Genomic DNA, 14,253 nt, shown 5'->3' on the forward strand with positions numbered 1-14,253 from the left:
GGGTGTATGACAGACTTCGCCCTACCCCGTCACGACGCCCGCACTCTCATTATCATGCGTCATGCTGAAGCTGACTGGGGGCTTGACGACTTCAATCGCCCGCTGACCCGCCACGGGAGTGAGCAGGCCCGGCGGGCTGGGGCCTGGCTCAAGCAGAATGAGCTGTTTCCCGAAATGCTGGTTAGCTCAGCGGCCCTGCGCACACGGCAGACCACTACCTGGGTGTCGGATGCACTGGGGGAGAAGGCCCCCACGGCTAGTCTGGACGAACGCCTCTACAATGCACCAGCTTCAGCCTTGCTGACCGCCATCAACCGCACTCCGGCGGGCGTGCAGTCCCTGATGCTGATTGCCCACCTGCCCGGAGTCCAGGATGCCGCCCTGCAGCTGGCCCGCCCTGACTCAGACTACGAGGCACTGATGGACGCCTCCTACGGGTACGCTCCCTCCTCCCTCACGGTCTTTGAGGTAGCGGGCGACTGGGTCCAGCTCATTGAAGGTGAAGCCCGCCTCACCCACTTCGCGACCTTTTAGCGAGAGTTGCCTGCGGGCGTCCGCACCTGCGCTGCTGTTGCCATGTGTGGTGGCATCGCCATATATGGTGGTGAGCGGCCCACCGGCCTAGTGAGTTTCTAAGAGGGCACAGAAAAACCCCGGTTGAGCATATCAACCGGGGTTTTGTGGCGGAGACGGGGGGATTTGAACCCCCGGTCGAGTTTAACCCCGACCCTTCATTAGCAGTGAAGTCCATTCGGCCGCTCTGGCACGTCTCCATAGTCTGTGTAGAGGCTCGTCAACGTGGCCTAGCAACACAGCTCTACCCATACTAGCGACAAAAGTAGCGCCGGTCAAAACCCCGTGAGATACAGGCGCTAACCCTGGAGCTTGCTGTGGACCACTTGATAAAATGGCACAGGTAACACTCAGTACCCAACGGTAAGGAAATCGGCGTGTCAGAATCGTACAACCAGCAGAACCCCCAGAATTCAGGTCAGAACTACGGCTCCTATAGTGCGCCCAGCGAGCAGCCCTACGCCCAGAACTACAACCAGCCCTACGGCCAGGTTGCTGTAAACCCTGAGGGGCAGAAGCACGCCCAGAACGCCATGATTTTCGGTATTCTGTCCATCGTGATTGCGGGCCTCGGCGTAGTTTTTGGTCCCCTGGCTCTTTCCCAGGTCCGCAAGGCTGAATCCTACGGGGCTGAGGCAACCGTCGGTAAGGTCACCGGCTGGATTGGGCTGGTGCTGGGCATCCTCTCCCTGCTGTTTATCATCGCCTACATTGTCTTTATCGTTGTTCTGGTCAGCGCTACTAGTACATCTTCTGCCTACTAGCGTCAGAGTTTCTTGCTGAGAGAACGGGGGTAGGTTAAATGCCTGCCCCCGTTTTATGCCCGAATCCGGGCATAAAAAAGCCCCGCTCCCTTACGGAAGCGGGCTTTCTTGGCGGATGGTGTGGGATTTGAACCCACGAGACGGGGTTGCCGCCTACTGGTTTTCAAGACCAGCTCCTTCGGCCGCTCGGACAACCATCCAAACTGTGCTGAGCACTTCTACCATGGTACACAGTTGCCGCCCTAAAGCAAAATAGTGGTCTTTGTGCCCTTGCTCTCGTTAGGCTGGGGTAAGGGGCGGGCAGCAAGCGTCCGTCCGCCCATCCGCCCCGAGAAGGGGCAGAAAAACCTGTCTGAGAAGGAGTTCCCCATGCGCGCCATCCTCGAAGAAGAACACGGCGGCACCGAGGTGCTGGTCGTGAGCGAGCAACCTACGCCGACACCTGGCCCCGGCCAGGTGCTGCTACGGGTGGCGGCCAGCGGGGTTAACCGGGCGGATGTCTCCCAGCGGCAGGGTTTTTACCCTCCGCCCCCTGGGGCTAGTTCTATCTACGGCCTGGAGGTCTCAGGTACGGTGGAAGCCGTAGGGGAGGGTGTCGATGGGGGCTACCTGGACCTGGAGCGGGTTGCCCTGCTCGCTGGCGGTGGGTATGCCGAGTACGTGGCGGTGGATCTGAGCCATACCCTGCCGGTGCCCGAAGGCACCAGCCTCGAGGACGCTGCCGGGCTTATCGAGGTAGCTGCAACGGTCTACTCCAACCTGGTGCTCACCCTGGGGGTATCTACCGCCCCTGAAGATAACGACGGCAAAACTCTGCTCATTCACGGTGGTACCGGCGGCATTGGTACCCACGCTATCGAACTGGCCCGAGCCTTGGGGCTGCAGGTTTTTGCTACCGGCGGTAGTGATGAAAAGTGTGATTTTATCCGGGCACTGGGTGCTGAGGCTATCAACTACCGCACTCAGGATTTTCGCGAAACCGCTCGCCTGCTGACGGACGGACGCGGGGTCGACTACATCCTGGATGTTGTGGGCGGAGCCTACCTGGAAGGGAACATTAAGACCCTAGCGGTAGATGGCTCTATGGCCGTCATTGGCCTGCAGGGCGGACCCAAGGGGCAGCTTAATCTGGGGTATATGCTCCCGCGCCGCTTGAGCGTGCATGCCACCTCCCTGCGTTCGCGGTCGGCTTCGGATAAGGCCCGCATTGTGGACGGTGTGGGGCAGTTTGTGTGGCCCCTGATCGAAAGTGGGGAGATCTCAAACCATACCAGCGCTGTCTTCCCGCTTGAGCGGGCATCAGAAGCCCACGCCCATTTAGAAGCTGGGGAGCACCGCGGCAAAATCCTGCTGACCCCCTAGGGGCGGGAGTCCTTGAAACCATCCTGGGGCTTGCTGGATGACATAGTGAGTGAAAAACGATGTCATAAGGGTCGTAACATGTGACCTGGCCCCATAGGGGGAGTAAGGTGTGATTGCACGCACCCACACAGTTGTGGGACATCACAGTCACATTGGAGCCTCACCATGTCACCACAGAGCTCTTCAACCCTAGAGCAGGAGCGGCCACAAGCCTACGTTGACCCCGACGTGCTCGATGCCGAACACCACACCTGGAAGCCCAAAACCATCGCCATCTGGGCCCTCATCGCCCTGGTCGGAGCGGTTTCCTGGTCCATGATCGCTATCTTCCGCGGAGAAACCGTCAACGCCATCTGGTTTGTCTTCGCCGCCGTCTGTAGCTATCTGATTGCCTACCGCTTCTACGCCCGCTTCATCGAAGCCAAACTTACCCAGCCCGATGACCGCCGCGCGACCCCCGCCGAATACGACGCTGACGGCAAGGACTACGCCGCCACCGATCGCCGCGTACTCTACGGCCACCACTTCGCCGCTATCGCGGGCGCTGGTCCCCTGGTAGGCCCCGTCCTGGCAGCCCAGATGGGCTTTTTGCCCGGCACTATCTGGATCATTGTTGGTGTTATTTTTGCTGGTGCCGTGCAGGACTACCTGGTGCTCTTCTTCTCCATGCGCCGGGGCGGCCGCTCCCTGGGCCAGATGGCCAAGGAAGAGCTAGGAACTGTAGGTGGCTATGCCGCCATTCTGGCAACCCTGGCCATCATGATCATCATTACCGCTATCCTTGCCCTGGTTGTGGTCAACGCCCTGGGTGAATCCCCCTGGGGTGTTTTCTCGGTGGGCATGACTATCCCCATCGCCCTCTTCATGGGTGTTTACCTGCGCTACCTGCGCCCCGGTAAGGTGGGCGAAGTATCGCTGATTGGCTTTGTCCTGCTCATGGCCGCTATTGTGGGCGGCGGCTGGGTCTCCAACACCGCCTGGGGTATGGAGTACCTGCTGCTTGACCGCGTCACCCTGGCCTGGTGCGTCATTATCTACGGCTTTATTGCCGCCGTCCTGCCCGTCTGGTTGCTGCTCGCCCCGCGCGACTACCTCTCAACCTTCATGAAAGTGGGCACCATCATGCTGCTGGCTGTCGGCATTATCGTAGTCCGCCCTGAAATCACCGTTCCTGCCATCAGCGAGTTCGCCGGCCGCGCCGATGGCCCCGTCTGGTCGGGTTCCCTCTTCCCCTTCCTCTTCGTCACCATCGCCTGCGGTGCTCTGTCTGGATTCCACGCCCTGATCGCCTCGGGTACCACTCCCAAGATGGTTGAAAAGGAACGCCAGACCCGTTTCATTGGCTACGGTGGCATGCTCATGGAGTCTTTTGTGGCCATCATGGCCCTGGTCGCTGCTGTCACTATCGACCGCGGCATCTACTTCGCCATGAACTCAGCAGCTGGGGCAACCGGCGGTACTGTCGAATCAGCGGCTGTCTTTGTTAACTCCCTGGGCCTAACCGGCGTGCACGTCACCCCCGAACTGCTGCAGGGCACCGCGGACGCCGTCGGCGAGCACTCCATCGTCTCCCGCACCGGTGGCGCCCCCACCCTGGCCGTGGGCATGGCGCTCATTCTCAACCAGATGCTGCCCTGGTTCGAACTCACCAGCTTCTGGTACCACTTCGCCATCATGTTTGAGGCCCTCTTCATTCTCACTGCGGTGGACGCCGGTACCCGCGTAGCCCGCTTCATGCTCTCGGATACCCTGGGCAACTTCTTCCCCAAGTTCCGTGACCATAACTGGCGACTGGGCGCCTGGCTGACCACTGCCGTCATGGTGGCAGGCTGGGGTTCGATTCTGATTCTGGGCGTTACCGACCCGCTCGGTGGCATCAACACCTTCTACCCCCTCTTTGGTATCGCTAACCAGCTGCTGGCTGCTGTTGCGCTGGCTGTCTGCCTGGCGATTGCCGCGAATAAGGGCCGCTTCAAGTACCTCTGGATTATCGCCCTGCCCCTGGTCTTCGACCTGGTCGTTACGGTAGTGGGCTCCTACCAGAAGATTTTCTCGTCCAACCCTGCTGTGGGCTACTGGGCTAATCACTTCCGCTACAAGGACGCTCTGGCAGCCGGTGAAACTTCGCTGGGTGCGGCGAAGGACGTGGCTGCCATGGAGGCGGTTGTACGCAACACCTTCGTGCAGGGCTCGCTTTCTATCCTCTTCGTGGTGCTGACCCTGGTGGTCGTTGTTACCGCCCTGATTGAGGTCGTCAAGGCTAAGAACGGCCACGCGAAGGAAAGCAAGGAAAACCCCTACATCGAGTCGAAGCTCTACGCCCCGGCTGGCATGATTGCCACGCCCGCTGAGCGGGAGCTAGAGGCCCAGTGGCAGGAGTTCTACCGCAAGCACCCCGACCAGATCAGCGGTTCTGCCGGGCACAGTGGCCACTAGGAGGGGAGTATGAGCATCCGTTCTTTCCTCGCCCGCATCCGCTGGTTCGCTAGTGGAGTTATGGGCGCCGATAAGTACCAGAAGTACCTGGCCCACCACCGCGCCAGCGGCTGTACCCATGATCCTATGACCGAGCGGGAGTTCTGGAAGGACTACACTGACTCCCTCGATAAGAACCCGGGAGCTCGGTGTTGCTAGGAACAGTGAGAGGCTACGCGCGAAGGGAAGACTTGCCGTAGCGCATCACAATGAAGTCTCGATATAGCGAGGTACGGGGACACACGGAAGCCGACTGGCTGAGGCTGGCATGAATCGCTGGTGATGAGCACCGAGATTCCGAGCGCGCGAGGAAAATAAATCTCGGTGCGAATCTGGCGAGCTTGCGAGCCAGCTAGCGAACCGGCGAGAAGGTTAGTCGGCGGAGTGTGTCCCCGTACCTCGCTTTTCCAACATCCAGTAGCAAATATTAGGGTAACCTAAGTATGTAGACCTCGTGAAAGGAGTAGCCGTGGGTATCAAAGACTTCCTGCAGAGCCGCAGGGACGACGCCGAACTTGGCAAAGGCCTCTGGCGCCGCGCCCACGACCGCTTCGTCCGTGGCCTCGACCGCTTCCACCAGATTCTTGAACGGGTGCCTGCCGGGCCCACTCTTGAAGAGCTTGTCCCCCTGGCTAACGAGTTGGCTGACCTGCTGCCGCGCGTACGCACTATTGCCACCGAGGCCCAGCGACTGGCTCCTAGTGAATCAAACGATATTCCCGCTTCTCCCACCGGGGTGTACTCCGACCTGCACCGGGCGCTTTCCAAGGCGGGTAACTCCCTGGCCCTTTGTGCTGAAGCCCTGGCTATGACCCGTTGCGCCGGTGATTGCGGCACCGACTGTACCCGCACCGCCACCATCGCCCGCCGGGTTGAGACGGTAGAGCAGCACGTTGCGGACGCCGAAGCCCGCCTGGAAGCTGCCCGGCAGGAAGCGCTGGCCCCGGCGTCCTAACCGGTTCTGTCACCCATATCGCGTAGCTATCCCCTAAAAAGTACCTGCCCACCTGCGCTGCTAGCCGGTAAGGTAGGTGGGTGCCCGTTCGCGCTTTCTCAGGGCACCGCCACACACCGCACCTGATTCAGAGGGGATTTCTACGCCGTGAACCGCTACGCCCACATTGATGCGATGCGCGCTTTTGCGGTGCTTCTGGTGGTGTTTTCCCACGCCGGGCTGACCTTTGTGCCGGGCGGGTCGGGTGTAACAATTTTCTTTGCCATCTCGGGTTTCATTATCACCTACCTGCTGCTGCGGGAGCGCGATAAGACCGGTAGCTTCGACCTAGCAGGCTTCTACATTCGCCGCCTGCTCAAAATCGCTCCGCCCCTGATTCTGGCGATTGTGATACCCACGCTGGTCTATCGGTCGATGGGTGGGGCCGTCGATACCCTGGACTTTCTGGGGCAGGTCTTCTTCTTCTTTAACCTGCGCTACCTGGACTCGCAGATTACCGTGCTGCCGGGCACGCACGTGATGTGGTCCCTGTCGATTGAAGAGCAGTTCTACCTGGTCTTTGCCCTAATCTGGCTGGTGCTGGTGCGCTGGACTGCCTACCGTCGGGCCCTGACCGTACTGGGTGTGACCGTGGTGCTCTACTCGTCACTGTCTCGCTGGGTTTTACATGATGCGGGGGCTAGCACTGATCGCATCTACTTCGGCACCGACACCCGCATGGAGGCTATTGCCATCGGCATGCTCACCGCCCTGTGGTACCACCGCTACGCCGCGGACGAGATGGTACTGGGGCGCGAGGTCGTGGGCCGCCGCTACCGGTCAGGGGCCCTAATTCAGGACGGACGCACCATCCCACTTCTAGGGCGCAACTGGGTACTTTTCGCCGCCCTGGGGGTCTACCTGCTGACCCTGGTGATTCGCGATGAGACCTTCCGCGATACGGTGCGCTATTCGCTCCAGGCATGGGCGGCGTCCGCTGTGATGCTCTGGGGCCTGGTTGCCTCGCGCCAGCCCCTGGGCGCTACGGTACACCGTTTCTTGGCCTGGCGGCCCCTACAGCTGATTGGCCTGTCGAGCTACAGCATTTACCTGGTGCACGATGTGCTCTTCAAGACCCTAGAACCCTACCTGCACGGGCTGCCGACTCCGACCCAGGTTACCCTGCTGGCCTTGCTGGGTGTGGCTGCCGGTGTAGCTATGTACCTGGCGATCGAAGTGCCGGTGATGCGCTTTAAAGACCTCTACTTCGGGGCGAGCTGGAAGAAACAAGCGGCAGCGGCCGATACCCCCGGCCCCCTGGGAACCAAGAGCTAAAGAAGAGCTAGAGCAGCCCCTCGCTCCGGGCCGCAGCGATAGCTGCCGTGCGGTTATCGACACCCAGCTTGGTGTAGATATGCACCAGGTGGGTCTTCACCGTGGCCTGAGAAATAAAGAGGGCCTCAGCCAGCTCCTTATTGGTCGCCCCGGTAGCCAACAGCTTGAGCAGCTCCATCTCCCGGGCCGACAGAGAAATAGCGGGCCGCTGCATACGCTCCATCAGGGCCGCCGTGATCTCGGGCGACAGCGTCCGCTCACCCCGCGCCGTCGCCAGCACCGCCGCCTGTACCTGATCGGGCGGGGCGTCCTTCAGTAGGTAGCCCAGGGCCCCTGCCTCAATCGCCGCAACGATATCACCCTGGGTGTCAAAGGTCGTCAAAATCAGCACCGGCGGCCCGCCCGCAGCCTTGAAAGCGCGGGTTGCCTCGATACCATCCATGGGCTTCATCTGAATGTCCATAACCACCACATCCAGCACCGCCCCAGTCCGGGCCTGTTCGGCGGCTACGGCAAGCGCAGCTGACCCGTCGGCTGCTTCGGCAACCACGTCGATGCCCTCAAAACTTTCGAACATCGCGCGCAGGCCGGCGCGTACAACGGGGTGGTCATCAACGAGTAGGGCGCGGACGGTCACTGGGCCTCCTGTTCGGGTCGGTGCTGGTTGAGGGGGATACGGGCGGTGAGGACGGTGCCTTCACCGGGGGTGCTTTCAATGTCTAGGCTACCGTCGAGGCGGGCAACGCGCTCGCCGAGGGAGGTGAGCCCGTAGCCGGTTCCGGTTTCGCTGAGGGTTCCTGCTACTAGGGGAGTGGGGGTGAAGCCGCGGCCGTTATCGAAGATGTCGAGGGTGACTTCGCCGGGCCAGATGCTCAGGGTGAGGGCCGCACGGCTGGCTTCGGCGTGGGCGGCGACGTTGGCCAGGGCACCCTGGGCCACGCGCATGAGGGTTGCTGAAACCGCCTCGGGTAGGGCGTTGGCTGTTTCTTCCTTCCCTTCGAGAATAAAGGCGCAGGTGAGGGGTTTTCCGGCAGCCTTTTGGGCGGTCTCGGTGGAGGCCGCGAGAGCCCTGAGCGCTGACACCAGGGAATCATCCAGGGCGGGGGATGAGAGATCCCGGATAAAGCGGCGGGCCTCAGCCAGGTTGGCGGCGGCAGAGTCCTGGATAACACGCACCTGGGCGGCTGCGGCGTCCGCCTTTCCTTCCTGAAGCGAGGACGCCGCTGCCCGAGAAACCAGCACAATGGATGAGAGTCCCTGCGCCAGGGTGTCGTGGATTTCGCGGGCCAGGCGCTCGCGTTCTTCGAGCTTACCGGCGCTGTACTGCTGCTGGACGAGCTCGGCATGCACCGCACGAAGCTGCTGGGCGAGCTGGTACTGGCGGGCAGCATCGGCGCGCAGAGCCCGGTAGGTGAAGGAAATGACAATGGCGAGCAGTGCACCGAGAGTAGGGCCGATAAGGTAGCCGGGAGCTAGGCCTTCTGCCAGCAGGTAGTCGAGGCCAAACCCGGCAGGCCCCACCAGGGGCAGGGCAATGGCCAGAGCACAGAGGACGAGGGTGGCAGCTACTCCTGCTAGGGGTGTGAGCAGGTGCAGATAGAGGAACATGATGGGGAAGACCACCCAGGTGAAGGAGCTATCGAGCGCCATAAGCCCCAGCCACAGCAGGGTGATGATTAGTAGCCACAAGAGAGCCGGGGTAAAGCGGGTGGTGAGGGTAGTCGGCAGCCCCTGCCGGTTCTCGTAGACCGTCCCGGCAAGATAAACGCCCCCGAGCACCAGGGAGAGCACCCCGAGCGCGGCATGCCGCACCTGGTAGACACTGCCAATCAGGGCCAGAATGGCACCGAAACACAGCAGAAAAGCAAACATGACGTGCAGACTAACCCGCAGAATCTTGAGCACCAGCAGGGTTTGCTGCGAGGAAGTAGCGGGCGGGGCAGGGGGCACGATTGTCATAGAAACTCACTTTACCTTTAGCTGAGACTGTGTAGGTTTTTTGGGCTGTGTGCAGAGAAAACCCTGCACCCAGCCCAAGAAGTCTGCACAGCGGGCGGGCGCATCAACCAAATGGTTGATTCCAGGTTCAACCCTTACCCCGATGTGGGTAACCCCCGGTGGGAGCTTGAATAGAAGTATCAAGTTTTCCTGTGTTTGAAAGGTAGTGCAGTCATGTTCGTCGGTTGGCGTGACATCCTCTTTGCTAAGGGCCGTTTCACCCTGATTGGGGCGACTGTAGCCCTGATTACCCTGTTGCTGGTCATGCTCACCGGCCTCACCGGTGGTCTGGGCAACCAGAACACCGATGCCCTTGAAAAGATGGGGGCTGACCGCTTCGTATTCGCCCCGTCTGAGAGCGATGGCAAGGCATCCTTTACCGATTCGGCTACTACGGCAGGCCTGCAGGAGACCTGGCAGGCAGCCGGTGTGAGTGCCACCCCGGTTGGTCTCCTCACCGGCAAGGTTGAGGGCACCGGGGCCGCTTCGATGAGCCTGATTGCTACCCCTGTCGGTTCTGATCTGGCTGAGCGTACCGCGCCCCTGATTCAGGGTGCCGAGCCCGGTGACGGCCAGATCGCCCTACCCACCGGCGTCGCTGAAGAGATTGGCGCGACCGTGGGCGATACCGTCACCTTCTCGGGCACCGACGTAACCGTCTCAGGCATCACCGAGGACACCTTCTACTCCCACACCAACGCAGGCTGGGCAACCACCACCACCTGGCAGGGCATCACCCACCAGCGTGAAACTGAGGGGCAGAGCGCCGTGCTCGGCACCGTCCTGGCTGTCTCCGGCAGTGCTGACTATGCCGCCACCGCAGAAGCCACCGGAACCCAGGCCCTGACCACCCGCGAGTCCTTTGCAGCCCTGCCCGCTTACTCCTCCGAGAATGGCTCCCTCAAAACCATGCAGGGCTTCCTCTACGGCATCTCCGCCCTGGTAATTATCTCCTTCTTGACCGTCTGGACCATCCAGCGCACCCGCGACATCGCCGTCATGCGAGCCCTGGGCGCTTCCCGCGCCTTCCTGACCAAGGACGCCCTCGCCCAGGCAGCCGTGATTCTCGCCGTCGGTGCCGCCCTCGGTGCCCTGGTGGGCTGGGGCCTCGGCACCCTGGCCGCAGGAGCCGTCCCCTTCCAACTCTCAGCCCCCACCATCGCCGGGCCCGCTGCTGGCATCTGGGCCCTGGGCATGGGCGGAGCCCTCATCGCCCTGCGCCGCGTTGCCACCGTAGACCCCATGATTGCCCTCGGCGGCAACTAGAACAGAAAAGAGACCACTCATGACTGACCTTCTCACCCGCCCCCTGGCCGAAGAAACCCTAGCTGCCCCCAGCGTCCTTGAACTGCGCGACATCGTGCTGGACTACCCCGACGGCGTAGACGAGCAGGGAAACCCGCGCACCATGCGCGCCCTGGACCACGTGAACCTCACCGCCAGCCGCGGCGAGTTCATCGCCTTGACCGGGGCATCCGGCTCGGGTAAGTCCTCCCTGCTCTCGGTCGCCGCCGGGCTTATCACCCCCACCGCCGGGGCCCGCCTGATCAGCGGCACCGACACCACCGCCTACAAGGACGCCGACCTCGCGGCCCTGCGCCGTACCGACATCGGCATCATCTTCCAGCAGCCTAACCTCATTGCCTCCCTCACCGCCGTCGAGCAGCTAGAACTCACCGCCCGCATCAGCGGCGCCCGCGGGGCAGAACTCAAAGCCGCCCGCGCTACCGCTGCCGACTTGCTCGACATGGTAGGGCTGGGCGACGCCGCCAACCGCCGTGTGCACCAGCTCTCTGGCGGCCAGCGTCAGCGCGTCAACATCGCCCGCGCCCTCATGGGCTCGCCCTCCCTGCTCCTGGCCGACGAGCCCACCAGCGCCCTCGATGCCGAACGCTCCGCCGCCATCGTCGAGCTCCTGTCCAAGGTCACCGCCGAGTTCAACACCGCAACCCTCATGATTACCCATGACCTTGAACAGGTACAGCTCACCGACCGGGTCGAGCACATGGTCGACGGCCGCCTAGAGAACTCACCGGCAGCCTAGGTTTTACTCTGAGAGACAGCCATCCCCGGGGCAAGCGGGCAGGGTAAACTTGAAGCGGTCAAAATAACCTTTACAAGGACACACTCGTGATTAACTTTCACCGCAACGAACGCGCAGCCTCCCTGCCCGCCCGCCTCTCCCGCTCCTGGCTGCTGGTCTCTGCCGCCGCAAGCGAAGAAACCATTGCCGCAGCCCTCGAATCTGAGGCGGACTCGGTCATCATCGACCTAGAGGACGGCTGCCCCGAAGAGCAGAAGGACGAGGCCCGCGAGCACATCATCGAGATGCTCAACCAGGGCGCCTCAGCCTGGGTGCGCATCAACGGCATTGAAAGTGACCACTGGGCCAAAGACCTTGAAGCCCTCAACCGGGCGAGCGGTCTCAAAGGCGTCATGCTGGCCATGGCCGAGCACCCTGACCACGTCACCCGCACCGCCATGATGCTCCCTGCTGGTACCCCCGTCATCGCCCTGATTGAAACCGCACTGGGCATGGTGAACGTTGTGCGTATTGCTAAGGCCCCTGGCACCTTCCGCCTAGCCTTCGGCGTGGGTGATTACCGCCGCGACACCGGTGTCTCCGCCGACCCCATCGCTCTGGCCTACGCACGCTCGCAGCTGGTGCTGGCCTCACGCGTGGGCGGTCTTGCTGGTCCTATTGACGGCCCCTCCGTGGGCAAGCACGGCGGAGATCTGCTCAAGGACTGCGCGGTGACCACCAGCCACGGTATGACCGGCAAGCTCACTCTCGACCCCGGCCAGACTGAAACCATCAACGTTGGTCTGGCTCCCAGCGCCGATGAAATCGAGTGGGCCCGCGAGCTACTGCAGAAGAGTGAGGGGGACTCTGTGCCCAAGGACGGCTCCTACCTGCCCCGCCTGGCCCGTGCCCGCAAGGTCTCCTCCCTGGCCAAGACCTACGGCCTGTGGCGTAGCTAGAAGAACCCCCAGGTGGCAGCGATAGGATAGGTTGCGTGAAGAATTATCTTGGTTTTCAAACGCGCAGGACGCCCCGCGGTGGATTCTCCCGCGGTTTCCTGTTGCTCTTTGCCCTGCTCCTTATGCCCTCGCTGGCTCTCTGGGGCTTCTATCGCTGGCTTTTTGCCAACGACACCCACCTGCTGGTGGTCCCCTTCCTGGCGGTCGTGACGGCCTGGATTTGGGCCTACCTGATTGGGTACGGGGCCGAAAACCACCTGGACGAAGGCTAAGCCCGCCCGTGCAGGCTGGGGTGTCGCCGGAAGCGGGCGGACGCGTCCGCACGGGCGGTCTATAGACAACAAAAAATCTCGCGGCCCGCACTGGTTGAGGTGCGGGCCGAGAGATTTTCTTTAGTGGAGCCCCCAGTCGGATTTGAACCGACGACCTTTTCTTTACGAGGGAAATGCTCTACCCCTGAGCTATGGAGGCCTGCTCTCACCCCTTTATCAGGGGCGAACGAAAGAAAACTTTACCAGAAAGAGAGGGCTGCAACCACCGGTTGCGTGCACCGCTGACCAAAAGAGCGGTACCCCCAACCCTAGATTTTGTGGTCTGCGACACTAGAATGGATGGTATGACACATTCACAGCGCTCCGGGCTGCACCCCCGCCCGGTTTTCAATCAGCTCCCTAAGTACGCCGCAGGTAAACCCCCGGCACCGGTTGAGGGGCTTACCCAGTACAAGCTCTCATCCAACGAGAACCCCTTCGGGCCGGTAGCCTCGGTCGCTCAGATTCTGGCTGAGTTTGATACCGTCCACCGCTACCCCGACCCGCTCTCCACTGCCCTGCGCACCGCGCTAGGGGAGCACCTGGAGGTTGACCCCGAGGATATCGTCACCGGTGCAGGAAGCCTGGGCGCCCTGACTCAGATTCTGACCACCTTTGCAGGTACCCACGCCGACGGTGTGCAGGACGAAGTTATCTACGCCTGGCGTTCCTTCGAGGCCTACCCCATCTGCGTTGGCCTGGCCGGTGCTAAGAGCGTGCAGGTGCCCAACCTGCCCAACGGCGCCCATGACCTGGACGCCATGGCTGCCGCCGTAACCGACCAGACCCGCGTCATCCTCATCTGCACTCCCAACAACCCCACCGGCCCGGCCGTCACCGAGTCCCAGGTACGTGACTTCCTGGCCAAGGTACCCAGCGACGTACTCGTGGTGATTGACGAGGCCTACTTCGAGTTCTGCGCGGCCTCCGAGATTCCTGAAGGGCAAGAACCTCCCGTCAACGGCCTGGACGTCTACCCCGACTACCCCAACGTCGCTATTCTGCGCACCTTCTCCAAGGCCCAGGGCCTGGCTGGCCTGCGCGTGGGCTACTCCATCACCCACCCCGAGGTCACCGCCCACCTGCGCGTGGGTGCCACCCCCTTTGCGGTCAGTGCCCTGGCTGAAAAAGCCGCCGTGGCCTCCCTTGACCACAATGATGAGGTTATGGAGCGCGTGGAGCACCTGGTGGCTGAGCGCGAAAAGGTTGTTGTCGAGCTCCAGGAGCTGGGCTACTGGGTGCCCGAAACCCGGGCCAACTTCGTCTGGCTCCCTCTGGGCGAGCACTCGGCAGCCTTCGCTGCCCTGGCTGAAGCCAACGCCCTGTCCGTGCGCGCTTTTGCCGGCGAGGGCGTGCGTGTGAGTATCGGTGAGGACGAGGCCAACGCCCGCCTGCTCAAAATCGCAGCAGAGTTCGAAGAACGCACCACCAAGCCTCTCTAAGCGGGCACACGGGTAGGTGGGTGGGGACTACCCCCCCACCCACCTATCAACTTATTTGCAATTAATCCCTCAAAATT

General features: G+C 62.0%; 14 protein-coding genes and 3 tRNA genes. 12 read left to right on the plus strand and 5 right to left on the minus strand.

Features of this window, described 5'->3' with window-relative positions:
- The first annotated feature begins 6 nt into the window (after window positions 1-6).
- On the plus strand, window positions 7-534 hold the full coding sequence (locus QM007_RS01495) for a SixA phosphatase family protein (RefSeq protein ID WP_283490247.1): 528 nt from the start codon (window positions 7-9) through the stop codon (window positions 532-534).
- Window positions 535-681: 147 nt separating this feature from the next.
- On the opposite strand, the gene QM007_RS01500 is transcribed toward QM007_RS01495, so the two are convergent.
- Window positions 682-773, minus strand: a tRNA-Ser gene (locus QM007_RS01500).
- Window positions 774-950: 177 nt separating this feature from the next.
- Here QM007_RS01500 and QM007_RS01505 point away from each other — a divergent pair.
- Window positions 951-1,337, plus strand: coding sequence for a DUF4190 domain-containing protein (locus QM007_RS01505; protein ID WP_283490248.1), 387 nt, complete (start codon window positions 951-953; stop codon window positions 1,335-1,337).
- A 109-nt stretch (window positions 1,338-1,446) separates the two neighbouring features.
- On the opposite strand, the gene QM007_RS01510 is transcribed toward QM007_RS01505, so the two are convergent.
- Window positions 1,447-1,537: transfer RNA gene (locus tag QM007_RS01510), tRNA-Ser, on the minus strand.
- A 169-nt stretch (window positions 1,538-1,706) separates the two neighbouring features.
- Between QM007_RS01510 and QM007_RS01515 the strand changes: the two genes are divergently transcribed.
- From QM007_RS01515 to QM007_RS01535, 5 genes are all read left to right on the plus strand, one after another.
- Complete coding sequence (locus QM007_RS01515) at window positions 1,707-2,699, plus strand: NAD(P)H-quinone oxidoreductase (RefSeq protein WP_283490975.1); 993 nt, start codon at window positions 1,707-1,709, stop codon at window positions 2,697-2,699.
- A gap of 165 nt (window positions 2,700-2,864) precedes the next feature.
- Window positions 2,865-5,135 carry a carbon starvation CstA family protein gene (locus tag QM007_RS01520; protein ID WP_283490249.1) on the plus strand — a complete coding sequence of 757 codons (2,271 nt, stop codon included), beginning with the start codon at window positions 2,865-2,867 and terminating at the stop codon, window positions 5,133-5,135.
- Window positions 5,136-5,144: 9 nt separating this feature from the next.
- Window positions 5,145-5,333 carry a YbdD/YjiX family protein gene (locus tag QM007_RS01525; RefSeq protein WP_283490250.1) on the plus strand — a complete coding sequence of 63 codons (189 nt, stop codon included), beginning with the start codon at window positions 5,145-5,147 and terminating at the stop codon, window positions 5,331-5,333.
- Between the two features lie 310 nt (window positions 5,334-5,643).
- Entirely contained in the window at window positions 5,644-6,129 is a 486-nt protein-coding gene (locus QM007_RS01530) for a dehydrogenase (protein ID WP_283490251.1), read from the plus strand.
- 147 nt (window positions 6,130-6,276) lie between these two features.
- Window positions 6,277-7,443, plus strand: coding sequence for an acyltransferase family protein (locus tag QM007_RS01535; protein ID WP_283490252.1), 1,167 nt, complete (start codon window positions 6,277-6,279; stop codon window positions 7,441-7,443).
- 7 nt (window positions 7,444-7,450) lie between these two features.
- Here QM007_RS01535 and QM007_RS01540 read toward each other — a convergent pair whose 3' ends face one another.
- Together QM007_RS01540 and QM007_RS01545 are read right to left on the minus strand one after the other, a co-directional pair.
- Window positions 7,451-8,080, minus strand: coding sequence for a response regulator (locus QM007_RS01540; RefSeq protein ID WP_283490253.1), 630 nt, complete (start codon window positions 8,078-8,080; stop codon window positions 7,451-7,453).
- Window positions 8,077-9,402: a sensor histidine kinase gene (locus QM007_RS01545; RefSeq protein ID WP_283490254.1), complete on the minus strand. Its 1,326-nt coding sequence runs from the start codon at window positions 9,400-9,402 to the stop codon at window positions 8,077-8,079. The genes QM007_RS01540 and QM007_RS01545 overlap by 4 nt, the downstream gene beginning before the upstream one ends.
- 213 nt (window positions 9,403-9,615) lie before the next feature.
- Here QM007_RS01545 and QM007_RS01550 point away from each other — a divergent pair, with 213 nt between their 5' ends.
- The 4 genes from QM007_RS01550 to QM007_RS01565 all read left to right on the plus strand — a co-directional run bounded on the left by QM007_RS01550 (window position 9,616) and on the right by QM007_RS01565 (window position 12,695).
- Entirely contained in the window at window positions 9,616-10,707 is a 1,092-nt protein-coding gene (locus QM007_RS01550) for an ABC transporter permease (RefSeq protein WP_283490255.1), read from the plus strand.
- A 19-nt stretch (window positions 10,708-10,726) separates the two neighbouring features.
- On the plus strand, window positions 10,727-11,485 hold the full coding sequence (locus tag QM007_RS01555) for an ABC transporter ATP-binding protein (protein ID WP_283490256.1): 759 nt from the start codon (window positions 10,727-10,729) through the stop codon (window positions 11,483-11,485).
- A gap of 86 nt (window positions 11,486-11,571) precedes the next feature.
- Complete coding sequence (locus QM007_RS01560; protein WP_502949066.1) at window positions 11,572-12,423, plus strand: HpcH/HpaI aldolase/citrate lyase family protein; 852 nt, start codon at window positions 11,572-11,574, stop codon at window positions 12,421-12,423.
- A 35-nt stretch (window positions 12,424-12,458) separates the two neighbouring features.
- The gene (locus QM007_RS01565; RefSeq protein ID WP_283490257.1) at window positions 12,459-12,695 is read left to right on the plus strand and encodes a hypothetical protein; all 237 of its coding nucleotides are present in this window, start codon (window positions 12,459-12,461) and stop codon (window positions 12,693-12,695) included.
- A 124-nt stretch (window positions 12,696-12,819) separates the two neighbouring features.
- On the opposite strand, the gene QM007_RS01570 is transcribed toward QM007_RS01565, so the two are convergent.
- A tRNA-Thr gene (locus QM007_RS01570) sits at window positions 12,820-12,894 on the minus strand.
- A gap of 145 nt (window positions 12,895-13,039) precedes the next feature.
- Here QM007_RS01570 and QM007_RS01575 point away from each other — a divergent pair.
- Window positions 13,040-14,176, plus strand: a complete 1,137-nt coding sequence (locus tag QM007_RS01575) for a histidinol-phosphate transaminase (protein ID WP_283490258.1) — start codon at window positions 13,040-13,042, stop codon at window positions 14,174-14,176.
- Window positions 14,177-14,253 lie beyond the last annotated feature (77 nt).

Origin of the sequence: Rothia sp. SD9660Na (genome assembly GCF_030064065.1) — a bacterium.
In the GTDB taxonomy this organism is placed as follows: Bacteria; Actinomycetota; Actinomycetes; order Actinomycetales; family Micrococcaceae; genus Rothia.